General features: G+C 66.9%; 21 protein-coding genes, 1 tRNA gene and 1 CRISPR repeat array. Of the genes, 11 read left to right on the forward strand and 11 right to left on the reverse strand.

Annotated features, from left to right (window positions below; all coding sequences use genetic code 11):
* Positions 1-28: 28 nt before the first annotated feature.
* The 3 genes from DVK03_RS10465 to cruF are packed head-to-tail and all read left to right on the forward strand — an operon-like array spanning position 29 to position 3,375.
* Positions 29-1,531 (forward strand): NAD(P)/FAD-dependent oxidoreductase, encoded by a 1,503-nt coding sequence (locus DVK03_RS10465; protein ID WP_004062435.1) that lies wholly within the window; start codon positions 29-31, stop codon positions 1,529-1,531.
* Positions 1,528-2,469 carry a prenyltransferase gene (locus DVK03_RS10470; RefSeq protein ID WP_115802887.1) on the forward strand — a complete coding sequence of 314 codons (942 nt, stop codon included), beginning with the start codon at positions 1,528-1,530 and terminating at the stop codon, positions 2,467-2,469. The genes DVK03_RS10465 and DVK03_RS10470 overlap by 4 nt, the downstream gene beginning before the upstream one ends.
* A gap of 24 nt (positions 2,470-2,493) precedes the next feature.
* On the forward strand, positions 2,494-3,375 hold the full coding sequence (gene cruF / locus DVK03_RS10475) for a bisanhydrobacterioruberin hydratase (protein WP_115802888.1): 882 nt from the start codon (positions 2,494-2,496) through the stop codon (positions 3,373-3,375).
* Between the two features lie 60 nt (positions 3,376-3,435).
* Here cruF and DVK03_RS10480 read toward each other — a convergent pair whose 3' ends face one another.
* The gene (locus tag DVK03_RS10480; RefSeq protein ID WP_115802889.1) at positions 3,436-4,383 is read right to left on the reverse strand and encodes a DMT family transporter; all 948 of its coding nucleotides are present in this window, start codon (positions 4,381-4,383) and stop codon (positions 3,436-3,438) included.
* 11 nt (positions 4,384-4,394) lie between these two features.
* Here DVK03_RS10480 and DVK03_RS19810 point away from each other — a divergent pair, with 11 nt between their 5' ends.
* Positions 4,395-4,550, forward strand: coding sequence for a hypothetical protein (locus DVK03_RS19810; protein ID WP_158543170.1), 156 nt, complete (start codon positions 4,395-4,397; stop codon positions 4,548-4,550).
* 4 nt (positions 4,551-4,554) lie between these two features.
* Here the strand turns inward: DVK03_RS19810 and DVK03_RS10485 are convergent, their stop codons facing one another.
* From DVK03_RS10485 to DVK03_RS10495, 4 genes are all read right to left on the reverse strand, one after another.
* Positions 4,555-5,352 (reverse strand): helix-turn-helix domain-containing protein, encoded by a 798-nt coding sequence (locus DVK03_RS10485; RefSeq protein ID WP_115802890.1) that lies wholly within the window; start codon positions 5,350-5,352, stop codon positions 4,555-4,557.
* A gap of 57 nt (positions 5,353-5,409) precedes the next feature.
* Positions 5,410-6,429, reverse strand: coding sequence for a phytoene/squalene synthase family protein (locus tag DVK03_RS10490; protein ID WP_115802891.1), 1,020 nt, complete (start codon positions 6,427-6,429; stop codon positions 5,410-5,412).
* A gap of 168 nt (positions 6,430-6,597) precedes the next feature.
* Positions 6,598-6,750: an HVO_2523 family zinc finger protein gene (locus DVK03_RS20055; RefSeq protein ID WP_004042510.1), complete on the reverse strand. Its 153-nt coding sequence runs from the start codon at positions 6,748-6,750 to the stop codon at positions 6,598-6,600.
* Positions 6,751-7,375: 625 nt separating this feature from the next.
* Positions 7,376-7,846 carry an Lrp/AsnC family transcriptional regulator gene (locus tag DVK03_RS10495; RefSeq protein WP_004042506.1) on the reverse strand — a complete coding sequence of 157 codons (471 nt, stop codon included), beginning with the start codon at positions 7,844-7,846 and terminating at the stop codon, positions 7,376-7,378.
* A gap of 164 nt (positions 7,847-8,010) precedes the next feature.
* Between DVK03_RS10495 and DVK03_RS10500 the strand changes: the two genes are divergently transcribed.
* Positions 8,011-9,060 carry a CNNM domain-containing protein gene (locus DVK03_RS10500; RefSeq protein WP_004062441.1) on the forward strand — a complete coding sequence of 350 codons (1,050 nt, stop codon included), beginning with the start codon at positions 8,011-8,013 and terminating at the stop codon, positions 9,058-9,060.
* Positions 9,061-9,274: 214 nt separating this feature from the next.
* Positions 9,275-11,769: direct repeats of the CRISPR family, unit length 30 nt; unit sequence GTTTCAGACGAACCCTTGTGGGGTTGAAGC.
* Positions 11,770-11,826: 57 nt separating this feature from the next.
* Here the strand turns inward: DVK03_RS10500 and DVK03_RS10505 are convergent.
* Positions 11,827-11,975, reverse strand: a tRNA-Met gene (locus DVK03_RS10505).
* Positions 11,976-12,103: 128 nt separating this feature from the next.
* On the opposite strand from DVK03_RS10505, the gene DVK03_RS10510 reads away from it, so the two are divergent.
* Entirely contained in the window at positions 12,104-13,252 is a 1,149-nt protein-coding gene (locus tag DVK03_RS10510; RefSeq protein ID WP_115802892.1) for a hypothetical protein, read from the forward strand.
* A 33-nt stretch (positions 13,253-13,285) separates the two neighbouring features.
* Here the strand turns inward: DVK03_RS10510 and DVK03_RS10515 are convergent, their stop codons facing one another.
* A complete protein-coding gene (locus DVK03_RS10515) occupies positions 13,286-13,657 on the reverse strand; it encodes a DUF5830 family protein (RefSeq protein WP_006601439.1) in 372 nt (123 codons plus the stop codon).
* Positions 13,658-13,747: 90 nt separating this feature from the next.
* Between DVK03_RS10515 and DVK03_RS10520 the strand changes: the two genes are divergently transcribed.
* Positions 13,748-14,380, forward strand: a complete 633-nt coding sequence (locus DVK03_RS10520; RefSeq protein WP_115802893.1) for a TVP38/TMEM64 family protein — start codon at positions 13,748-13,750, stop codon at positions 14,378-14,380.
* 59 nt (positions 14,381-14,439) lie between these two features.
* Here the strand turns inward: DVK03_RS10520 and gpmI are convergent, their stop codons facing one another.
* Positions 14,440-16,020 (reverse strand): 2,3-bisphosphoglycerate-independent phosphoglycerate mutase, encoded by a 1,581-nt coding sequence (gene gpmI / locus DVK03_RS10525; RefSeq protein WP_115802894.1) that lies wholly within the window; start codon positions 16,018-16,020, stop codon positions 14,440-14,442.
* A 134-nt stretch (positions 16,021-16,154) separates the two neighbouring features.
* Here gpmI and DVK03_RS10530 point away from each other — a divergent pair, with 134 nt between their 5' ends.
* Together DVK03_RS10530 and DVK03_RS10535 are read left to right on the forward strand one after the other, a co-directional pair.
* Positions 16,155-16,856: a DUF1405 domain-containing protein gene (locus tag DVK03_RS10530; protein WP_004042494.1), complete on the forward strand. Its 702-nt coding sequence runs from the start codon at positions 16,155-16,157 to the stop codon at positions 16,854-16,856.
* 65 nt (positions 16,857-16,921) lie between these two features.
* Positions 16,922-17,575, forward strand: a complete 654-nt coding sequence (locus DVK03_RS10535) for a metalloregulator ArsR/SmtB family transcription factor (RefSeq protein ID WP_004042493.1) — start codon at positions 16,922-16,924, stop codon at positions 17,573-17,575.
* A gap of 3 nt (positions 17,576-17,578) precedes the next feature.
* Here the strand turns inward: DVK03_RS10535 and DVK03_RS10540 are convergent, their stop codons facing one another.
* Both DVK03_RS10540 and DVK03_RS10545 read right to left on the reverse strand, forming a co-directional pair.
* The gene (locus DVK03_RS10540; RefSeq protein WP_004042491.1) at positions 17,579-18,076 is read right to left on the reverse strand and encodes a hypothetical protein; all 498 of its coding nucleotides are present in this window, start codon (positions 18,074-18,076) and stop codon (positions 17,579-17,581) included.
* A gap of 96 nt (positions 18,077-18,172) precedes the next feature.
* Complete coding sequence (locus DVK03_RS10545; RefSeq protein ID WP_004042489.1) at positions 18,173-18,382, reverse strand: PLDc N-terminal domain-containing protein; 210 nt, start codon at positions 18,380-18,382, stop codon at positions 18,173-18,175.
* Positions 18,383-18,637: 255 nt separating this feature from the next.
* Between DVK03_RS10545 and gatD the strand changes: the two genes are divergently transcribed.
* Together gatD and DVK03_RS10555 are read left to right on the forward strand one after the other, a co-directional pair.
* Positions 18,638-19,885: a Glu-tRNA(Gln) amidotransferase subunit GatD gene (gene gatD / locus DVK03_RS10550; RefSeq protein ID WP_115802895.1), complete on the forward strand. Its 1,248-nt coding sequence runs from the start codon at positions 18,638-18,640 to the stop codon at positions 19,883-19,885.
* 4 nt (positions 19,886-19,889) lie between these two features.
* On the forward strand, positions 19,890-20,804 hold the full coding sequence (locus DVK03_RS10555; RefSeq protein WP_115802896.1) for a GNAT family N-acetyltransferase: 915 nt from the start codon (positions 19,890-19,892) through the stop codon (positions 20,802-20,804).
* A gap of 49 nt (positions 20,805-20,853) precedes the next feature.
* Here the strand turns inward: DVK03_RS10555 and DVK03_RS10560 are convergent, their stop codons facing one another.
* Entirely contained in the window at positions 20,854-21,891 is a 1,038-nt protein-coding gene (locus DVK03_RS10560; protein ID WP_115802897.1) for a PAS domain-containing protein, read from the reverse strand.
* Positions 21,892-21,916 lie beyond the last annotated feature (25 nt).

Genomic DNA, 21,916 nt, shown 5'->3' on the forward strand with positions numbered 1-21,916 from the left:
TATGCCCTCAACGTCCGTACGAACGGACATGAATTCTGTCTCGGCCCTCGACTCTCTCGCCGGCGAGTCCGTCGTCGTCGTCGGCGGCGGCTTCGGCGGCCTCTCGACGGCGTGCTATCTCGCGGACGCCGGTGCCGACGTGACGTTGTTGGAGAAGAACGAACAGCTCGGCGGCCGAGCCAGCACGCTCGAACGCGACGGCTTCCGGTTCGATATGGGGCCGTCGTGGTATCTCATGCCCGACGTGTTCGAGCGCTTCTTCGCCTACTTCGGCAAGCGGCCCGAGGACTACTACGAACTGACGCGGCTGGACCCCCACTACCGCATCTTCTTCAAGGACGGCGACCGCGTCGATATGCTCCCCGACATCGCGGCCAACAAGGCCACCTTCGAGTCCTACGAACCCGGCGCGGGCGACAGGCTCGACGACTACCTCCGGAAGGCAGAGCGGAACTACCGAATCGGGATGGAACACTTCGTCTACACCGACCGCCCGGCCCTCACCGACTACATCGACCTCGACGTGTTTCGGTACTCGTGGGGGCTGTCGCTCGTCGGCTCGATGCAGGACCACGTCGAGAACTACTTCGACCACCCGAAGCTCCAGCAGATAATGCAGTACACGCTGGTGTTCCTCGGCGGCGCGCCGAACAACACCCCGGCGCTCTACAACCTCATGAGCCACGTCGACTTCAACATGGGCGTCTACTACCCCGACGGCGGCCTCGCGGGCGTCGTCGACGCCATCGTCGACCTCGCCGGGGAGTTGGGCGTCGAGTTCCACACCGACTCGCCCGTGGCCGAAATCGCCGGTCGCCGCGGCGGGTTCGCCGTCCGCACCGAAGACGGCCGCGAGTTCCTCTGCGACCAGGTCGTCTCCGACGCCGACTACGCCCACACCGAACAGGAACTCCTCCCGGAGAAGAAGCGCCAGTACGACGCCGACTACTGGGACTCCCGAACGTACGCCCCCTCGGCGTTCCTGCTCTACCTCGGCGTCGAGGGCGACGTGGACGAACTCGCCCACCACACGCTCGTCCTCCCCACCGACTGGGACGACCACTTCGAGACGATATTCGACGACCCGGCGTGGCCCGACGACCCCGCGTACTACCTCTGTGTGCCGTCGAAGACCGACGACTCGGTCGCACCCGAGGGTCACAGCAATCTGTTCGCGCTCGTCCCCATCGCGGCCGGGTTGGAGGACACGCCGGAACGCCGCGAGCGCTACCGCGACCTCGTCCTCGACGACATCGCCGAGAACACCGGCGTCGACCTCCGCGACAGAATCGTCGTCGAGGAGACGTTCTGCGTGAACGACTTCAAGGAGCGCTACAACAGCACGCAGGGCACGGCGCTCGGCCTCGCGCACACGCTGTTCCAGACGGCGCTGCTCCGCCCGCCCCACGGCTCCGACGCGGTCGACGGCCTCTACTTCACCGGCTCGTTCACCACGCCGGGTATCGGCGTCCCGATGTGTCTCATCAGCGGCCAGCTCACCGCCGAGGAGATGGCCGACGACGCGAGGTGAGCGCCGACATGGCCGCAGGGACCGAGGCCGGTGAAGGCGGTAAGGACCGCGAGGACCGCGAGGGTGGCACACCCGGCGGTAGCGGACCCGAGAACGGCGGGCTCCGCGACCGCCTCGTCTACCTCGCGGTCCTCTCGCGACCCCGCTTCTGGCTCTACCTCGCCGGCCCCGTCGTCGTCGGCGTCGCGGCCGCCGCGAGCGCCCCCGCCGACCTGTTCGGCCGCCAGTCGGTCGCCCTGTTCGCGTACTTCCTCGTCCCCGCGAACGTCTTTCTCTACGGCGTCAACGACGTGTTCGACGCCGACGTTGACGAGGCGAACCCGAAGAAAGACGACCGCGAGGCGCGCTGGCGCGGCGACCCGGTAAACACCGCCGTCGTCGCCGCGAGCGGCCTGCTCGGACTCGGCCTGTTCGCCGTCGTCCCGCGGGTCGCGTGGCCGTGGCTCGCCGCGCACTTCTTCCTCGCCGTCGAGTACAGCGCGCCGCCGCTTCGGTTCAAGACGACGCCGCTTCTCGACTCGGTGTCGAACGGGCTGTACGTCCTGCCGGGCGTCGCCGCCTACGCGGCCGTCTCGGGGTCGAACCCCCCGATGCTCACCGTGGCGGGCGCGTGGCTGTGGACGATGGGGATGCACACGTTCTCCGCGATTCCGGACATCGAACCCGACCGCGAGGCCGGTATTCGGACGACCGCGACGGCCCTCGGCGAGCGCCGGACCTACTGGTACTGCGCCGCGACGTGGGCGCTCGCCGCCGTCGCCTTCGCCGCGGTCGACCTCCGTCTCGGCGCGCTGTTGGCGGCCTATCCGGTCGTCGTCCTCGGCATCGTCGCCGCCGGCGTCGACGTGGACCGGGCGTACTGGTGGTACCCCGTCATCAACACCGTCGTCGGCATGCTCATCACCCTCGGGGCGCTCTGGAGGCTCGTCAATGGGTAACGGCGAGTCCCCGGAGGTGCGCCCGTGAGCGCGAGCGACCTGCGAGCGCGGCTCCCTTCTAGCCGCCGCGAGGCCGAAGACGCGCTCGACCGGCTGGTGCGCGACAACCGCTTTACCATCTCGGTGTTCTTCCCGCTGAACGGCGCGGTGCTCCTCGTCGCCAGCGCGATGGGTTGGCTCCCCGACCCGCTGGCGTTCAACGCGTTTCTCATCCTCCTCGGGACGCTCGTGATGCGCTCGCCGCTCATCGTGGGCGTCCTCCCGCTCGTGACCAGACGTGCCGCACTCGGCGTCGGCGCGCTCACCACCTACGCCTACGCCATCGAGTACACCGGCGTCACCACGGGCTGGCCGTACGGCTGGTTCCACTACGGCGTCGACCTCGGGCCGACGGTCGCCGGGGTTCCAATCGGCCTGCCGGTGTTTTTCATCCCGCTCGTGATGAACGCCTACCTGCTGTGTCTGCTGTTGCTGGGCGACCGCGCCCGCAACGGGGCCGTCCGCCTCGGCGTCGTCACCGCGGCCGTCCTCGCCATGGACGTGGTGCTCGACCCCGGCGCGGTCGCGCTCGGCTTCTGGGAGTACTACCGCCTCGGCGACGACGCACTGTTGTTCTACGGCGTCCCGCTTTCGAACTACGCCGGCTGGGTCGTCAGCGCGACCGTCGCCGTCGTCGCGCTCGACCGGTCGTTCGACCGCGAGGCGCTTCTCGCCCGCCTCGACCGCACGGAGTTCATGCTCGACGACCTCGTGAGCTTCGTCATCCTCTGGGGCGGCATCAACGCGTGGTTCGGCAACTGGATTCCCGTCGCGGTCGCGGCGCTGTTCGGCGTCGGCCTGCTCAAAACGGACCGGTTCGACTCGCGGCTCCTCCGGCTCCCGCGGCGGTTGCCGTGGCGTTCCTGAGCGCCGGGAATCGCTCGCGCTCGTGCTCGTGCTCGTCTGGCGCGACTCCTGTGCTGTCCCTCAGTCAGACTCGACGCCGCGACGCCGGCCACGGTAGACGGCCCCGAGTCGTTTCCACTTGAGCAGGCCGAAGCCGAGCAGGATGAGCCCGAAGCCGAGAAGCGTGGTCGGGGTCACGGGCTCCGTGAACAGGAGCCAACTGTACACCGTCCCGAAGCCGGCGACGGCGTAGGTGACGAGGTTGAGTTCGACCGAGCCGAGCCGCGGGAGCAGCGAGAAGTACAGCAGGTAACTGACCGCGCTCGCGAAGACGCCGAGGTAGACGAGGCCGCCGATGCCAGCCAGCGACACGTCGACCTGCGCCAGCGACTCCGTCGGACTCGCGGCGCTGGCGAGGTGGGTCGCGGCGGCCCCGACGACCATCGCCCACGCGGTCTGGGCGGCGAACGGCAGGTCGGTCTCGATTCGTTGGGTGAGCACGCCGCCGAGCGCGAACGCCGCCGCGGCGAGCACCAGTATCGCCTGTCCCGTCGCGTTCGCTCCGAGGAGGTTCGCCGGCTCCGGGTCGGTGACGACGACGAGTCCGAGGAAGCCGACGGCGACGCCGAGCAGTTCGACCGGGCCGAACCGCTCGTCGGGAAGCCACAGCTTCGCGAAGCCGACGGTCAGTATCGGAATCAACCCCGCGAGCACCGACGCGACCGCGCTCGGGACGCTCTGCTGACCGATGTTTTGGAGGGCGCTATACCCCGCGAGCGACAGGAGTCCGGCCGCGGCGACGACCGCCCAATCGCGTCTCGTCCGGGGTCGCCAGTAGTCGGCGCGCCACGCCGCGTACGGCAACAGGAGCGCCGCGCCGATGTCGAGTCGGAGCGCGGCGTACAGAACCGGCGGGAACGACTCCAGCCCGAGCGTCACCGCGGGGTACGCTCCGCCCCACAGCGCCGCCAAGACGACGAACAGGGCGGCGCTCCGAGAGCGACCGGCGGGAAGCGACTCACCGACCATGGCGCGTGAAGATGGGAGACAGCGGGGTCGCGGGCGTGAGCGAGTCGGCGGTCTGTGGGTGCGTCTCTGGTGTCGGCTTCGGTCCGTCGGCGGTCGAGAGCGGTGCGTCGGCGTGTGCGCTCATCACCGAGACCTACGCCGGCGACCCCGGAGAACCGGAGGGTTAGGATGCTAACCCCCGCCGTCGGGTCGCGCGTTCGTCGAATTGGGGTCGGAGCTGGAATCGGAGTCGGGGTCGGAGCTGGAATCGGAGTCGGGGTCGGAATCGAACCCATCGAGGCCGGCGAGCGCGGAGACGGCGGCCCCGAGGAGTTTTCGCTCAGCGCGGCGGAGCGTCTTCGAGATGGCCACGTCGGAGACGCCGCAGCGGTCACCGAGAGAGGCGAGCGATTCGCTCCGCGGCGTCTCGTAGTAGCCGTGTTCGACCGCGGTTCGGAGCACTCGCGCCTCCGTGTCGGTGAGTCGGTCGCAGCCGTCGAGGAGCGTCGCGGCCTCGTGGAAGTGTCGGAAGACGTCGGTCGGAATCGAGTCGTCGAGCGGCGTCTGCTCGACGACGGCGAGTTCGTAGCGACGGTCGAGCGAGTCGAGGGTGGCTGCCGCGGCGTCGGCGTCGGCGAACCCGAGATGCCACCGCTCCCAGCCGTCTCTGTCGCGGAGCGGGCCGATGACCGCGCCGCCGTTGGCGAGGACCGTTTCGATGGCGACCGTCTCTTCGAGCACCACGTGGGCGGTCGCGTGCGAGCCGCGCTTCCGCTTGAGTTCGAAATAGCTGACGCCGTCGGCGTCTCTGAGCGCCCGGATGCCGGACTCCAACTGCGACCGCCCGGGCGACGAGGCTTCGACCCAGAGGTCACACCGACCCGTCTCGGGCGAGAGATTCCAGTACGGCGTGGTAAGCGTCACGTCGTGCGCGGCGGTCACCCGTCCCAGCGGACAGTCTAACCGGGTGTCGAGGGTGACGCGGTACATGGAGAGGACTCCGTCGGCCACCCAGTAAACCGTTTCACTCGCGGAGAAATTACGCCGTCAGTCCGAGCCCCAGCGGCTCAGCGACCGAAGCCACCCCGAGACGCGCCCGCTCCGCCGCGAGTGGTCGACCGGCGTCGAACCGGGGCCGAACTCCGCGTCGAGTTCGTCGTCGTCGGGGTACGGGACGACGCTGACGGCCTTGAACACGGCGACGGGGTCGCGCCAGACGGCCCAGTACGCCGCGGTCTTCGCGAGGAGCGTGAGCTTCCGGCCGAAGCCGAGTTCGGGCGTCGTCGTGAGGGTGTCGTAGTCGAGCTTTCGAATCGACCGGTGGTGGTCGGCGTACAGCACCGCCGACAGCAACACCGGGAACTGGCAGTCCGCCGGGAGGTACTCGATGCCGGCGACGCCGTCGCGGTACAGCGACTCCGTGCGGCGGAGTTCGTCGCGCATCACGTCGGCGACGCGCTCGTCGAAGTCGAGGTCGAGAATCTGTTCGGTGTCGACGCCGTGGCGGTCCAGCGTCGTCTGCGGGAGGTAGACCCGGCCGCGCTCGACCACGTCTTCGCCCACGTCGCGGAGGAAGTTCGACATCTGGAACGCCTGCCCGAGCGCCGTCGCGTGCGGGAGCGCCGCCTCGGGGTCGTCGGGCCGCATGACGGCGGTCATCATCCGGCCGACCGCCGAGGCCGACCCGTCCATGTACGTCTCTAACTCCGCGTACGTCTCGTAGCGGTCCTTCTCGATGTCCGACTCCATCGCGTCGATGAAGACGTTCACGTCGTCGGGGTCGATACCGTAGCGCGCTCTGAGTTCGGCAAACGCCGACAGGACGGGATCGTCGGTCTCGACCACGCCGAGCGCCTCGGCGCGGAGGCGTTCGAGCCGGTCGCGCTGTTGTGCCGGCGGCGCGGTCTCCTCGGCGTCGACGACCTCGTCGGCGACGCGGAAAAACGCGTACAGGACGTACGTGGCGTGTCTGACGCGCTCCGGAAGGAGCCGCGTCGCGAAGTAAAACGTCTTTCCCGTCCGCTGTTGGATGTCTTTTCCCGCCTCGACCTGTGATTCGTTGAGCATCGTTTCGTGTGCGTGGGCGCGTCCGACTCGGGACCAACTGAACTGACCGGGGAGGACGGCCGTTTGTTAGGCCGCCGCCGACATAACGCTTCGTGCCGTCGTGAAATCAACCCGCGAATCCCCCGACTTCGCGGCGGTTCCATCTCAGGCGGCTTCTGTCAGTTTTCGTTACCAGAACGTGTCGCTGCAATCGTAGACGACCCCGTGTTCCGGGCAGACGTACTTGCAGTGGCGGTGGTCCATCGACGTGCCGCAGAAGGGGCAGGGTCTGCCCTTCGGGGATTCGATAGCGCACGCGTTCCGTCCGGCGTCGTCGTCCATACGAGGTTTCGTAGGACGCGACCGACATATCCCTTACTGCCGTCGGCAGCGTCACTCGGAGATTTCCCCGGGCTCGTTCGATTCCGTCCAGTTCGGTCCAGTTCGGTCCGGTCCGGTTCGGCTCGGGCCGACTCGGTCCACCCCGGTGCCGGCAGCCTCGGACAGCCGACGACACCGCTGCACTCGGCGCGGCGGAGGCCCCACCCGAAGTAGTCGCTCGGACGGCGACTCTCGACCGGCGGGCGCGTCGCTCACGGGTCACAAACGGGGGTAGAGAACGAACAACCGAGGCGTGGACGCCGTCGGAAGCGAACGACCGGGGGCGGTCGTCCGGTGAAACCACGTAGCGTACCACGCGGCGAGTGCGGGGACCTCGACCGCGCGATGCTGTTGCAGCTGCGTCTACCCGTTGTCGGAGCGCGTTGAACCGCTCTGGTGGTGATGGTGGTGGTGGGGGGCATTCGGTCGGCGAGAGACCGACGCGAACGGGAGGGTCTCTGACAACGGCGATTACCAGTTCGTTATCACCTATCAAAGCTGTACCGGTGGTTCGGGAACCGCGTCACCGGAGACGAAACGAGGCGAACTCCCCCGTGAGACGGCGTGTCGCCGCTCGTGCAGTCGGTCACTCGTCGCCATCCCCGAACTTCGCGTACGGGCTCCGGTGGGTGTTCCGAATCAGGTCCTCGTCGGAGACGCGGAGGCCCAGTTCGTCTAACTCCTCGCCGATGCGGCTGAGGTCGTCGCCGTCGACGCCGATGGCCCGGACCATGACGTTCCGCTCGCCGGTCATCACCTCCTGTACTTCGACGACGCCCGGAACCGCGGCGGCGGCCTCGGCCAGTTCCTCGCGCTCCGGAATCGGTGCCGTACAGACGATAAGTGTGTACAGCTGGTAGCCCGCCCGCTCGTAGTCCACGTCGGCGTGATAGCCGCGGAGCACCCCGTCGGCTTCGAGCCGCTGGATGCGGTTCCGGACGGTGCTCGCCGAGGCGTCGAGCGAGTCTGCGATGTCGGTCGACGACGTGCGGCGCGCCTCCGCCTGCAACGTGTACAGTATCCGCCTGTCCAGCGCGTCGAGTTCTCGACTCGTCATTCACGTGGTCGTCTGTCGGCCGCGACATTAACCTTCCCGACAAGATTATCAGAACAGCAGTTTTCCTCAATTTATAACCGACTCCCGACAACTGGTTACATATATATTCGGACGACCGATGCTTTCTAACCGGTCGCGCTCGAACGGACGGGACACCGACACAGATGAACCCAACAGAGATCGGTATACGACTCGTCGCGGGGGTACTCCTCATCCTCGCGAACGGTTTCTTCGTGGCCATCGAGTTCGCGCTGACGCGCGCCCGACAGTTCACCGAGTCCGAGTTCGTCGACGGCGACTCTCGGCTCGAACGCGCCTGGGAGATGACCCAAGAGCTCGAACTGTATCTCACGACCTGTCAGGTCGGAATTACGGCGTCGAGCATCGCCGTCGGTATCGTCGCCGAGCCCGCCCTGGCGGCGCTGTTCGAGCCGCTGTTCGCCGGCACGACGCTCGCGACCATCGGGGCCGGCGCGCTCATCGCCTACCTGATTATCAACCTCCTGCACCTCACCCACGGCGAGCAGACGCCGACGTACCTCGGCGTCGAGCGCTCCCGGATGGTCTGTCGCTACGGCGCGACGCCGCTGCACTGGTTCTACGTCGCCATCTCGCCGCTCATCAAGTTCGGCGACTGGGTCGCCAAGTGGACGCTCAAGCTCTTCGGCATCGAGATGACGGGCGCGTGGCTCGAAACCGAGACCGACGTCATCGAGTCCCGCGGCCAACTCCGCGAGCGCCTGCACTCGCTGCTTCAGGAGGGCGAACTCCCCGAGGAGCGCCGCGACGAGGTGCTCAACGCGCTCGACGTGGACGAACTCTCCATCAGCGAAATCATGATTCCCAGTTCCGACATCGTCGCGCTCTCGACGACCGCGACGCCCGGCGAGAACTTCGAGCGGATTCGGAACACCCCGCACACCCGCTTCCCGCTCGTCGGTGAGTCGCTCACCGACTTCCGCGGCGTCGTCTACGCGCCCTCCATCATCGACAACTTCGAGGCGCTCCGCGCCGGCGAGCGCTCGTTCGACGAGATTGCCGCGCCGACGATGACGCTCGCCGCCGACACGAACGTCAGCGACGCGTTCGACCAGTTCCAAGCCGAGGACCAGGAACTCGCGCTCGTCCTGCGGGACGGCGAGGTCGTCGGCCTCCTCACCGCGACCGACGCCCTCGAAGCGGTCATGGGCGAACTCGACGACCCGCTCGACTAGCGCTCTCGACGCTCCCCCTCGAATTTTTTCGGCGTGCGGCCGCGCCCCGCGGACGAACCGACCGCGTGACGACTGCCCGAGTGGTTCTCGACACCGCCAGTGACGACCCGACGTTTTCGTCGACCCCCCGGGGGTTTCGGGTGAATTGAGGGTCGACGGAAACACTCTTTTGAATTCGGGTGATACACGTCATTGTACCCGTGAATTCGGGATGGTTTCAGACGAACCCTTGTGGGGTTGAAGCAAAGACGTACTCTCGCTCGGCGGTCCAGTTCGGCGACGTTTCAGACGAACCCTTGTGGGGTTGAAGCTCACTGCTCATCACCCAACTCAAGAGCCATGACTAACGGTTTCAGACGAACCCTTGTGGGGTTGAAGCCTGCGGCGACTGCGGCGCGGTAGTGTTTCCAGCTTTGTTTCAGACGAACCCTTGTGGGGTTGAAGCCATGTCCGCCTCGCTAACATTGTCGCTGTGGAAATAGTTTCAGACGAACCCTTGTGGGGTTGAAGCAACGGCGCGCGTGGGGGCGACGGAATGGGGACAGACAGTTTCAGACGAACCCTTGTGGGGTTGAAGCTCAAGCCGAGGACAACAATTCCACGGGTTTGAAGACCGTTTCAGACGAACCCTTGTGGGGTTGAAGCGGCTCCGTATGCTGGTCCGTCGCCGGAACAGTAGTTGTTTCAGACGAACCCTTGTGGGGTTGAAGCACGAAGGAAGAACTCGCAGGCATCCTGATGGCGCTGGTTTCAGACGAACCCTTGTGGGGTTGAAGCCGCCCACTCCCGGCTGCGGCTGCCTTGGCTGTCGCGGTTTCAGACGAACCCTTGTGGGGTTGAAGCACCACCTACCTCGAAGGGCAGGCAATCGACCTGGTTTCAGACGAACCCTTGTGGGGTTGAAGCCTGCGCCGTGACCGTCTTCGTCTGCATCGGTCCGTCGGGTTTCAGACGAACCCTTGTGGGGTTGAAGCTACTTATAGCTTTCCATAGAACACTATGGTTGGGAGTTGTTTCAGACGAACCCTTGTGGGGTTGAAGCGGACCCGGAAAACCTCGCGTTCTTCGAGTTGAACGGCGTTTCAGACGAACCCTTGTGGGGTTGAAGCATCCTGAAAACTTAGACTCACAAGAATAGCAAACTTGTTTCAGACGAACCCTTGTGGGGTTGAAGCGCTCGTGACATCCGCCTCGAATGGGATGTCTAATGAAGTTTCAGACGAACCCTTGTGGGGTTGAAGCGAATGTGTCGGGTGCGGCTACCAGACGCCACTTGTTTCAGACGAACCCTTGTGGGGTTGAAGCGAAGCAGGACACCGGTCACGGCTCCAAGAAATACTGCGTTTCAGACGAACCCTTGTGGGGTTGAAGCACATGGGGTTTAACGACGATCCAACCGCGGACTTTGTTTCAGACGAACCCTTGTGGGGTTGAAGCATATCCCTCGGATCGGGAGAGATGATCTGAAAATGGTTTCAGACGAACCCTTGTGGGGTTGAAGCTTCTCCGAACCACGGGTATCGATGATCGTTTCATACTTGTTTCAGACGAACCCTTGTGGGGTTGAAGCTCCCACCACCTTGTCTTTGTGAGGACCATACGTTACCAGTTTCAGACGAACCCTTGTGGGGTTGAAGCGACGAGCGGAAGGACGACGAGGAGCTCGCGCCCTAGTTTCAGACGAACCCTTGTGGGGTTGAAGCCGCGTGCTGGCCGACCGACTCGCGCCCGACGACGCGGTTTCAGACGAACCCTTGTGGGGTTGAAGCTCGGCGGTGCGGGCGGCGCGTTGCTGAACGTTCAGCAGTTTCAGACGAACCCTTGTGGGGTTGAAGCAGACACTTGCGAGACTGGAAAGAGCGGCTCGACGGGAGTTTCAGACGAACCCTTGTGGGGTTGAAGCCAGTGACCATCAGGAGGTTGGTCCCAGTCACGTCGAACGTTTCAGACGAACCCTTGTGGGGTTGAAGCGGTGGTTCGGTGGGAGTTCGTCCTCGACCCGGTGGTAAGTTTCAGACGAACCCTTGTGGGGTTGAAGCCCGCGTCGTCGATCCGGATGCGACGCACACGCTCGTTGGTTTCAGACGAACCCTTGTGGGGTTGAAGCGCGCGAGGAGTGGATTAACTGGGACCGCGGGATGATTGTTTCAGACGAACCCTTGTGGGGTTGAAGCACGCGGTGGCGCTCGCCGTTCGTCAACGCCGCGAGCGTTTCAGACGAACCCTTGTGGGGTTGAAGCTCGAACGGGCCATCGACGAAGCAAAAGTCGAGTTGTTTCAGACGAACCCTTGTGGGGTTGAAGCCTTGATGCGGTCGTTCATCCGGTTGAGACACCGCAGAGTTTCAGACGAACCCTTGTGGGGTTGAAGCTGGGAGTTGCCGCGACCGAACGCGATGCCCTCCCAGTGTTTCAGACGAACCCTTGTGGGGTTGAAGCGACCACGACCCAGAACACCAAATCAAGGAGACGCACGTTTCAGACGAACCCTTGTGGGGTTGAAGCCAGCCTGACCCGGACGTGCAAAGGCATCCTGCGATGAGAGTTTCAGACGAACCCTTGTGGGGTTGAAGCGTAGCCAACAACGCGCCGGACGAACCCCCGGATTTGCGTTTCAGACGAACCCTTGTGGGGTTGAAGCGTCCAACGTTGCTTGCTCCGTCTCGGTCGTGCTCTGAGAGTTTCAGACGAACCCGTATCGAAGTGAAGAATCAGGGGACGGCATTGCGATGCCCGTATTAGTCAATCACGTACTGAAGTCGAAGAATGCCCGGGGTGGGCTCCGAACCCACGATCTCCGCATGTCCCAGGTGCGAGGCCGGCATGACCTCGCGGGGGGCGGAGGCTTCCAAGGCGTTCCGCACCGATTGTGAAACCCTATGAGTGCGGCGCTATGTCCAGCTAAGCCACCCGGGCTCAACTTCCCGTTGTGTGCTGGTTGTATTTAAGCTTCTCATCTCCGACGACCGCGGGACGGGTCACCACGGCACTCGATTCGAGTCATCACCCGCGGATTTATGTCCCAACACCGGGTGCACACACGCATGAGCCAACCGGAGATCGTCCAGTCCGTCCTCGGAGAGGAAGACGTGGTGACCCGCGTCCACCTCGGGGGCGAGGACGAACTGTTTGTAACTCCGACGCGGACGCTCGTCTATCGGGCCGAAGGCCTCCTCTCGGACGAGTCCGTCGACGAGTTCTCGCACGCTGCCGAGCAACTGTCCGTCAAGGAGGGGCGACGAAAAGCGAAGATATCGCTGGACTACGGTCTCGACGGAAGCGAGACGTTCTCGCTGTCCGCGAAGCGACTCGACGACGCACTCCAGCCCATCGTCGAGGGCGTCCTGTCGGCCGCCGGCGTGACCGACGAAGACGGCGAGCGTCTGGTTCAGGCGTTCCGGTTCAGCGAACTCACGTTCGTTATCACCGACGCCCGCGTCGTCCGGCACATCGGGAGCGCGGTCTGGGACGAGGACTACGAGGCGTACCGCTTCGCTGACGTGACCGACCTCGAATTCGAGTCGGGAAGCGTCGCCACGACGGTCGTACTCACCGTCGACGGCCGCCAAGAGCGGTTCAAGATTCCCAACGAACAGGCGCGGCTCGTTCGCGAGAAACTCGCGCGGGCGCTGTGTGACTACCACGGCGTCGGCAGCCTCGAAGAGTTCCGCGTCCAGATGGAACAGGCACAGGCGGCCGCCGAGGGCGCCGACACGGAGCGCGACAACACCGACTTCGGTGCGGGGCCGGACCCGCTGAGCGCGAACCCCGGCGAGCTATCCGACGAGCCGGCGAACGCCACTCGCTCCGAGGACGCCGCGCCCGCCGAGCCGACCCAGCAGGCCGCTCGGAACCAGTCCACCGGGTCCGCCGAGGCTGCCGCCGCGACCGGCGCGGTGGCGGAAGCGAAGGCGGCCGAGGCCGCGACGACCCAGTCGGCCGCCGAGTCGCCGGCCGCCGAGCAGTCGTCCGGCAACGTCGCCGGCGCCGACGACCTCGGATTCGAAGGGTCGGGCTTCGAATCGGCCGCCGAGTCCGAGGCGGGCGATACCGCCACCGCGGACGCTGACTACGCCGCTCTCGCTGCCGAAGTCGAGTCGCTCCGCGAGGTCGTCGAGGCCCAAAGCGAGCAGATTCGCCACCAGCAGGAGCTGGTCGAACAGCTCATCGAAGAACTCCGCCGCGGGCGGTAACGCGGTCGCGCGACCGGCGACGACCGCGGCGACCTACTCCCGCCCGAGTACTTTTCTCACACACGACGAGCCGAACGGCCCGAGTTCGCCGGAGTCGAACCGCACGAAGTGGCCCGTCGAGATGGACGCGCCGCAGCGGCGGCAGTCGAAGTCGCCCTCGCGTTGGACGACCTGACTCTCGAACCGAACGAACGTGCCGCCGCGGTTGTGACGGATGCGGCCGCCCTCGCGCTCGATGATGCCGCGAAGCTCCGCCGCGTCGAGGATGTCGCGGGTGAGCGTCGGGTCCGTGGTGACCGTCTCGATGCGGTCGACGACCTCGGCGAGGGAGAGTTCGTCGGCTTCGAGGTGCGCGAGGAGGTCGAGCGCGAGTTCGACGCGCTCGTCGCGTGTGGGCTCGGTCACGGTTCGAGAGCCACTCGAACGGGGGCGGGCTAAAGCCCTCCGAAGCACAAAGCGTTTGGTCGCGGCGCGACGACCGACTCCAGAGCTTCCGTGCCCCGTCCGCGTCTCGCCGCCGGCCTCGCGCTCGCGGCCGTCATCGCCGGTCTCCTGTTCGCGTCGCCAGACGCCGTCATCGCACACGCGACGTGGGTCGCCGCCGACCCCGTGCGACTCGTCGTCGTCGTGAGCGCGCTCGCGCTCGTGCGCCCGCTTCTCGCGTGGCCGACGACGCTCCTCGCGCTCGTCGTCGGCTACGGGCTCGGCCCGGTCGGCGTGCCGTTCGCGCTGGCACTTATCGTCCTCACGAGCGTCCCGCCGTTCCTCTTCGCGCGGCGCTACCGCGGGGCGACCAGATTTGCCGGCGTCGGCGAGCGAACCGTCGAACAGACGGGGTCGGTGAAGGGCGTGGCCGCGAGCCGTCTGCTGCCGGTTCCCTCCGACGTGGTGTCGGTGGCGGCGGGCGTCGCCAACGTCCGACTCGGCGCGTTCGCGCTCGGGACCGCCGCCGGAGAGCTTCCGTGGGCCGTCGCGGGCGTCGTCGCCGGCGCGTCCGTCGAGACGCTCACGACGGACTCGCTCGCTGCGGCCGTCCGCCCGGAGTTCGTCGTCCTCGCCGCTATCGCAGGCGTGTCGATGCTCGTCCCGACCGCGTACCGCCGCTACTGGGGCGAGTCCGGCGCGTAGGAAAACAGCGACGGAGAAAGAAAACGCGAGAATCGGTGCGCGAGCGGCGGCGTCTTATTCTAATCTAACAGCGACTCGCCGGTCATCGCGGACGGCTGGTCGACGCCGACGAGTTCGAGGATTGTCGGCGCGATGTCGCACAGCGAGCCGCCCTCGCGGACGGTCCGGCCGCCCGAAAGCGGGTGGTCGGGGTCGACTTCGTCCTGCTCGGCCTCGGCGTCGTTCTCCGCGGCCGCCTCGTCGTCGCGGTCGGCCGCGAGGTAGACGAACGGGACGGGGTTGAACGTGTGGGCCGTGTGCGGGTCGTCTTCGGTGCCCATGTCGTCGGCGTTGCCGTGGTCGGCGGTGATACAGACGTGGCCGCCGCGGGCGCGGACGCTTTCGACGAGCCGCCCGAGCTGTTCGTCGACGGCCTCGACGGCGTCGATGGCGGCCTCGTAGTCGCCGGTGTGGCCGACCATGTCGGGGTTGGCGTAGTTGAGCACCATCACGTTCGGGTCGTCGGACTCGATGATGTCGATGGCCGTGTCGGTGAGCTCCACCGCGGACATCTCGGGCTGGAGGTCGTAGGTCGGCACGTCGGGGCTCTCGACGATGTTCCGAATCTCGCCGTCGAACTCGACCTCGCGGCCGCCGTTGAGGAAGTAGGTGACGTGGGGGTACTTCTCGGACTCCGCCATCCGAAGCTGCGTCATGTCCGCCCCGGCGAGCACCTCCCCGAGCGTGTCCTCGGGCTGTTCCGGCGGGTAGGCCACGGATACGTCGAACGTCTTGTCGTACTGCGTCATCGTCGTCATGAGAAGCTCCGGCGGCGTCGTCTCGAACTCCCAGACGGGCTCGATGTCGCAGAGCATCCGCACGAGCTGTCGCGCGCGGTCGGCGCGGAAGTTGAAGAAGACGACCGAGTCGCCGTCTTCGAGCGCGGGCGCGTCGTCGACGACGGTCGGCTCGACGAACTCGTCGGTGTCGCCGCGGTCGTACGACTCGGTGACGGCGTCGACGGCCGTCTCGGCGGTCCACTCCGCCTCGCGCTCGACGATGGCGTCGTAGGCGCGCTTGGTGCGTTCCCAGTTCTGGTCGCGGTCCATCGCGTAGTAGCGCCCGGAGACGGTGGCGACCCCGCCGGTTCCCTGCTCGTCGGCGACGGCTTCGAGGTCGGAGAGGTATTCCTCGCCGCCGGTGGGGCTGGTGTCGCGGCCGTCGGTGAAGGCGTGGGTGACGGCCTCGACGCCGCGGTCGGCGGCGAGTTCGATGAGCGCGTGGAGGTGCTGTTGGTCGGAGTGGACGCCGCCGCCGGAGACGAGGCCCATGAGGTGGACGCGCCCGTCGTGTTCGTCGGCGTGGTCGTAGGCGGCCGTGATGGCGTCGTTCTCGTAGAACGAGCCGTCGTCGATGCTGTCGCCGATGCGGGTGTACGCCTGCTTGACGACGCGGCCGGCCCCGATGTTGAGGTGGCCGACCTCGCTGTTGCCCATCTGGCCGTCCGGGAGACCGACGCGCCGGCCGTCGACGATGAGCGTCCCGAACGCGCCCGCGTCGCGGTAGCGGTCGAAGTTCGGCGTGTCCGCCGCCTTGATTGCGTCGCGGCGGTCGTGGTCGCCGAGTCCCCACCCGTCGAGGATGATGAGTGCTGCGTCCATACGTCGCCGTTCGGCGCGCCGGGCTAACTGTCCTTTGCTCCCGACATGGGGTGACAACGTGTCGCGTACGGAGCCATCGACCCCGGGGTGTCGCCCCGACGGTCTTTTCTTTCGGCGCGCCGTCCGACTCGGCGATGGGTCTGCGCGATTTCGACCTCGACGCGGCGGTCGACGACTGGACGGAGTACTACCTCGGAAACGGCCCGAGCCTCGTCGTCTTCCTCGTCCTCAACGCCGCCGCGTTCCTCGTCGGGGTGAGCTTCTACGTCCACTCCGACCCCGCGCTGTCGGACCTGCCGACGTTTCTCTACCCGCTTTTCGGTGACTCGCCGGCCGCCCTCGCGCTGATGACGCTGTCGGCCGCGACGCTGCTTCCGAACCTCGGTCGCCGCGTCGCCGACGCACCCGTCAACCGACCGCTCGCGTACCTCCACACGCTCGCGTTCGTCTGGCTCGTCAAATACGGCGTCTGGACGGTCGTCGCGCTCAACCTCCGCCCCGACCTCTACGTCGGCTTCTCCGGGGCCGCGCTGTGGGACTACTGGGGCATCATGCTCACTCACGCGGGCTTTCTCGCGCTCGCGCTCGTCGTGCCGCGGTACGGCGCGACCACGAAGGGCGCACTCGGGTTCGCCCTCACGCTCGCGCTCGTCAACGACGTGTTCGACTACGGCCTCGGCTACTACCCGCCGCTGAAGTACGAGGCGGGGGCGCTCCTCGCGGGCATCACCGTCGCCCTCTCGTTTCTCGCGGTGTTCCTCGCGTCGCGGGCGTTCGACCGCCTCCCGGACGCCACGGAGACCGCCCGTGAACGCCCCGCGAGTCACAATCGCTAATCGCACGACGGCGCGGAGTATCACATGAGTCAGGCTTTTCCCCACCGGCAGTCTATGACCTCGTAATGGACTCCGCGGTACTGCTCGACCTACTCGGGAACGAAAACCGCCGGCGCATCCTGCGGTTGCTCTCGCACAAACCGTGCTACGTCACCGAGATAAGCGAGTACCTCGGCGTCAGCCCCAAGGCCGTCATCGACCACCTCCGAAAGCTGGAGGACGCGGGGCTCATCGAGTCGCGCACCGACGACCAACGGCGCAAGTACTTCCACATCTCGCGGAACCTCCGCTTGGAGGTGAACGTCTCGCCGTACGGCTTCGGCGCGAAGAGCGCCTACCCGCCGAGTCCGAGCCTCGACATGGCCGGGCGCTGTCCGCACGTGACGCTCGAAGTCGAGAACGCCGGCACCGACGACGTTTCCGAGTTGGCGCGCGAACTCGGGAAACTGGAGGAGCTCGACAACGAACTCTCCTTGGCTCAGCGGTGGGTGCAGGGCCGCATCACCGACGTGCTCGACCGCCTCAACGACCGCCTCGGCGTCGACGCCGACAGCCGCTTTTACGCGGAGATTCTGGCCGCGCTCGCCAACGGGTCGAACACCGTCCGCGGCATCGCAAAGGAACTCAACGCGGACCCCGCGGTCGTCGACAGCGCGCTCCACCACCTCGCCGAAGGCGGCCTCGTCGCCCACAACGGCGACCGCTGGCGAATCGACTGACGCTTACAGCTCCTGGGTCAGCCCGTTTCTGAGGTCGCGGCCGAAGTAGTGACCGACCAGCCCCGCGAGCCCGCCGCTCGCCGCGCCGACGCCCGCGATAGCGACGCCGTAGTCCGCGAGCAGTTGGACCGCGAAGGGCGCGAACACGGCGAACAGCGTCGAGAGGACGAACGCGAGGCCCGCCGCGATTGCACCGGCGAGGACGACCTCCGTGTAGTATCGCTTCGAGCCGACGACGCCGAGGACGAAGCCGGCGGCGGCGATGCCGACGAACCGGCCGATGAAGCCGACGAGGGGAATCGCGCCGCCGACGAGCAGTCCGCCGATAGAGAGCAGGAGCGCCGCGAGGAACACGCGCGGGGAGAACAGCCCGCCGAGGCGACCGCCGCCGCCGGACGAGGCGGAACGCTCCGCCTGCGTCGCCTCGTCGCGCTCGCGGTTCACCCCGGAGAGCAGGTCGTCGACGGACTGCTCAGACTCCCGTTGGTCCGACCGTTGCATGCGTACAGGGTCGCGGGCGAGCCTGATGGCTCTTGTGCCGGTGAGTCGGTCGTGGTGAGTGTTCCGGCGCGCGACGGTGCGCCGGTCGTCTCGGTCCTACGCGTTGCGGCCGAGGATGAAGTACAACACGAGTCCCAGAAGGGGCGCGAGGAAGACGACGACGGCCCAGAGGAACGCCGGGTGACTGCTGTTTTGCCGCGCGTCGCTGTACGTCCACACTACCATCCCGAGGAACAGGAGGAAAAACAGCAGGCCGATTACGAGCGCGCCTGCACCGCCCGACTGGAGGAGTATCGTGGGGAGCATACGCTGGCCGACGGACGGTCGGGTAAAATGTCTTGTGTTCGTTATGTCGTGGGAGCTAACATCACCTCTGTCACGCTCGTGGGTCGGGTATGAATCTGTGATAATCGTGGCCAGCGATCGCACCGAACGGTGAGCATAGCGAACCGTTCGGCATTTTTGGTCCAGATTTTTGCTCCGAGCGGGTCGCTACGCGACCCCGAGGAGGAAAAAGGTGGAATGGTGGGTTTGAAGTCTGCCCCCGCGGTATCCCGCGATATGAACGCAGGGGACCGCGTCCGCGTCACCCGCGCGGACGTCACGAACGAAGGCGTGCTCATGCCGTCTTCCACCGAGGACCACCTCGTCGTCAAACTCGACGGCGGGTACAACGTCGGCATCGCCCGCGAGGGGGCCGACGTGGACGTGCTCGAAACCGACGTGTACGACATCGAAGACGCGCAGTCCGAGGGCGACGGCACCTCCGAAATCGAGTTCGACGACGACCTGCCGACGATCTCGCTCATCTCGACCGGCGGGACCATCGCCTCGACGGTCGACTACCGCACGGGCGCGGTGACCGCGCAGTTCGACGCCGAGGACGTGCTTCGGGCCGTCCCCGACCTCGCGGGGCGGGCGAACTACCGCGGCCGCGTCGTCGCCAACATCCTCTCGGAGAACATGACGACCGACGTGTGGGTCGACCTCGCCGAGGCCGTCGCCGAGGAAATCGAGGCCGGAGCCGACGGCGTCGTCGTCATGCACGGCACCGACACGATGCAGTTCTCCGCGTCGGCGATGTCGTTCATGCTCGACACGCCCGTTCCCATCGTCTTCACGGGCAGTCAGCGCTCGGCGGACCGCCCCTCCTCCGACAACGTGATGAACGCCGTCTGCGCCGTCGAGGCCGCGAAGGCCGACGCCGCCGAGGTGATGGTTTGTATGCACGCCTCGGAGTCAGACGACGTCTGCGCGCTCCACGAGGGGACGCGCGTCCGCAAGAACCACACCTCCCGGCGCGACGCGTTCGAGACCGTCGGCGCGAAGCCGCTCGGGGAGGTCGACTACGAGGCCGAGGAGGTCACGTTCCGCCGCGACTACACCCCCCGCGGCGAGGCCGACCTCGCGCTCCACGCCGACATCGAGTCCGAGGTGGAACTCGTGAAGTTCACGCCGGGGATGGACCCCGCGGCGCTCGACTACCTCGACGAGAAAGCCGGCGTCGTCATCGAAGGGACGGGCCTCGGCCACGTCCACACCGACCTCATCCCGCGGTTCGAGGAACTCGTCGAGGGCGGCACGGTCGTCGCCATGACCTCGCAGTGTCTCGAAGGCCGCGTCTGCGACCGCGTCTACGACACCGGGCGCGACCTGCTCGACGCCGGCGTCGTCGAGGCGGGCGACACGCTCCCCGGCACGGCGAAGGTGAAGCTCATGTGGGCGCTCGCCAACGTCGCGGACCCGACCGACGCGATGGGTCGGAACCTCGAAGGCGAACTGACCCAGCGCTCGGTCCCGTGGGAGTGAACTGATGGAGATTCGACCCGCCCGACCCGAGGACTACGACGCGGTCGCCGCGTTCACCCGCGACACGTGGGCCGACCGCGGCGGGTCGGACTACATCCCCGACATCTACCACGACTGGATTTCCCCCGGCGAGTTAGCGCAGGCGACGCTCCTCGTCGACACGGGCGAGGAGACGCCCTCCGACGACGTGGCCGCCATCGCGCAGGTCGTCATGCTGTCGGAGTACGAGGGGTGGGCGCAGGGTATGCGCGTCGCGCCCGACTACCGCGAACAGGGTCTCGCGACCCGACTGTCGCACGCGCTTCTCGACTGGGCGCGCGAGCGCGGCGCGCGGCGTGTCCGCAACATGGTCTACTCGTGGAACGTCCCGAGCCTCGCCAACGCCCGCACGGTCGGGTTCGACCCCGGCATCGAGTTCCGCTGGGCGACGCCCGACCCGGACGCGACCGCCGACCCGGCGGCAGCCATCCGCGACGACGCCGACGCCGCGTGGACCTACTGGACCGGGAGCGAGGCGCGAACCGCGCTGTCAGGGCTCGCGCTCGACCCCGTCGAGACGTGGGCGCTCTCCGAGTTGACCCGCGACCGCCTCCACGACGCCGCGGCCGACGACCGACTGTTCGTCGTCGGGGACGACCGCGCGACCGGATTCACCTATCGCAACCGGACCTACTCGCGCGAACGCGACGACGAGGGCGAGGGCGAGGAGACGTGGGCCGAGTACGCGGTCGCCGCGTGGGACGACGCGTCGGCCTGCGAGTCGCTGTTGGACGCGATTCGACGCGACGCCGCTTCGGTCGGCGCGGACCGGACGCGCGTCCTGTTCCCCGAGCGCATCGACTGGATTACCGACGCCGCACTCGCTCGGAGCGACCTCGCCGAGGAGCCGACGTTCGTCATGGAAGCCGACCTCTCCTGACGGGCGCGCAAGTGCACGCTTTCGACGACCGTCGACCGCCGACCGTCGGTCAGTTCCAGTCGACGCCGCGGACTTCGAAGCGCGCCCCGCCGAGCTCCGAGTCGCCCACGTCGAACTGCCAGCCGTGCAGGTCAGCGATTCGCCGCGCCGTCGAGAGATGCGTGGCGTCGTAATCGACGCCGAGCAGCTGGTTCGAATCCGCGGTCACCGCCGCGAGCTCTTCCGGTGACGGGCGGGGGCCGTCGTCGTCGACGTAGAAGCCGTCGGCTGTCGTCCCGACGACGACGCTGGACGACGAACCGGACGACGCGTTCCGCTCGTAGCAGTTCGTGAGCACCGCGACCAGAAACAGGCCGAACAGGTGGGTGTCGGCCGAGAGCGACCCGTCGCCGACGACCCGGAGCGAAGCGTCGTCCGCGCCATCGGGCGACGCGAGGGCCCGTGCTTGCGCGACGTGCGGGCGGAACTCCACCGCCCCGAGGTCGAGCGTGCTCGGTTGCCCGGCGACGGCGATGCCCCACTCGACGAGCGAATCGATGCGCGAGAGGCTTTCGGAGAGCGTCACCGCGGCGTCGCCGTCGACCGCGGCGAGTCGCTCGACGGACGCGGTGGCCGACGCGAGCTGGGCTTTGAGTTCCGAGGCGAGCACGCTGACGAGCGCCGCGAGGTGCTCGTTTTTCTCGTTGACCTGCAGCTCCGCGAGCCGCCTGTCGGTGATGTCGAAGTGGGAGACGAGCGCGAAGCTCCCGTGCCTCGGCGTGTCTATCGGGACGACCCGGAGCGCGAACCACCGGTAGACTGCGGGCGAGTGACACGGATACTCGGCGGTAAAGAGGTCGCGGTCACCCCTGAGAACCGCGCGGATGCCGTCGGCGACGACGCCCGCGATTTCGTCGGTCTCGCGGGCCGCGTCGCACACTGCAAGGTAGTTGACACCCGTCGAATCGGGGTCGCCCGCGTAGTCGTTCGCGTCGGCGAACGCCCGCCACGACCGGTTCGTGTAGACGATGTCGCCGCGGCTGTCGAGGAGCGCAATCGTCGCCGGGAACTCCTCGAAGCCGCGTTCGATGAGCGATACGTCGTCCATCACAGAGCGTACGCTGGGAACCCGT

Origin of the sequence: Haloferax sp. Atlit-109R (genome assembly GCF_003665865.1) — an archaeon.
In the GTDB taxonomy this organism is placed as follows: Archaea; Halobacteriota; Halobacteria; order Halobacteriales; family Haloferacaceae; genus Haloferax; species Haloferax volcanii.

Excerpts from the sequence above, each read along its gene's own strand:
- DVK03_RS10555 (WP_115802896.1), top strand. The coding sequence starts at position 19,890 with ATGGAGATTCGACCCGCCCGACCCGAGGACTACGACGCGGTCGCCGCG.
- DVK03_RS10510 (WP_115802892.1), top strand. The coding sequence starts at position 12,104 with ATGAGCCAACCGGAGATCGTCCAGTCCGTCCTCGGAGAGGAAGACGTG.
- DVK03_RS10490 (WP_115802891.1), bottom strand. The coding sequence starts at position 6,429 with ATGCTCAACGAATCACAGGTCGAGGCGGGAAAAGACATCCAACAGCGG.
- DVK03_RS10495 (WP_004042506.1), bottom strand. The coding sequence starts at position 7,846 with ATGACGAGTCGAGAACTCGACGCGCTGGACAGGCGGATACTGTACACG.
- DVK03_RS10535 (WP_004042493.1), top strand. The coding sequence starts at position 16,922 with ATGGACTCCGCGGTACTGCTCGACCTACTCGGGAACGAAAACCGCCGG.
- DVK03_RS20055 (WP_004042510.1), bottom strand. The coding sequence starts at position 6,750 with ATGGACGACGACGCCGGACGGAACGCGTGCGCTATCGAATCCCCGAAG.
- DVK03_RS10540 (WP_004042491.1), bottom strand. The coding sequence starts at position 18,076 with ATGCAACGGTCGGACCAACGGGAGTCTGAGCAGTCCGTCGACGACCTG.
- DVK03_RS19810 (WP_158543170.1), top strand. The coding sequence starts at position 4,395 with ATGGGAGACAGCGGGGTCGCGGGCGTGAGCGAGTCGGCGGTCTGTGGG.
- DVK03_RS10500 (WP_004062441.1), top strand. The coding sequence starts at position 8,011 with ATGAACCCAACAGAGATCGGTATACGACTCGTCGCGGGGGTACTCCTC.
- DVK03_RS10465 (WP_004062435.1), top strand. The coding sequence starts at position 29 with ATGAATTCTGTCTCGGCCCTCGACTCTCTCGCCGGCGAGTCCGTCGTC.
- gpmI (WP_115802894.1), bottom strand. The coding sequence starts at position 16,020 with ATGGACGCAGCACTCATCATCCTCGACGGGTGGGGACTCGGCGACCAC.
- DVK03_RS10545 (WP_004042489.1), bottom strand. The coding sequence starts at position 18,382 with ATGCTCCCCACGATACTCCTCCAGTCGGGCGGTGCAGGCGCGCTCGTA.
- DVK03_RS10560 (WP_115802897.1), bottom strand. The coding sequence starts at position 21,891 with ATGGACGACGTATCGCTCATCGAACGCGGCTTCGAGGAGTTCCCGGCG.
- gatD (WP_115802895.1), top strand. The coding sequence starts at position 18,638 with ATGAACGCAGGGGACCGCGTCCGCGTCACCCGCGCGGACGTCACGAAC.
- DVK03_RS10485 (WP_115802890.1), bottom strand. The coding sequence starts at position 5,352 with ATGTACCGCGTCACCCTCGACACCCGGTTAGACTGTCCGCTGGGACGG.
- DVK03_RS10480 (WP_115802889.1), bottom strand. The coding sequence starts at position 4,383 with ATGGTCGGTGAGTCGCTTCCCGCCGGTCGCTCTCGGAGCGCCGCCCTG.
- DVK03_RS10530 (WP_004042494.1), top strand. The coding sequence starts at position 16,155 with ATGGGTCTGCGCGATTTCGACCTCGACGCGGCGGTCGACGACTGGACG.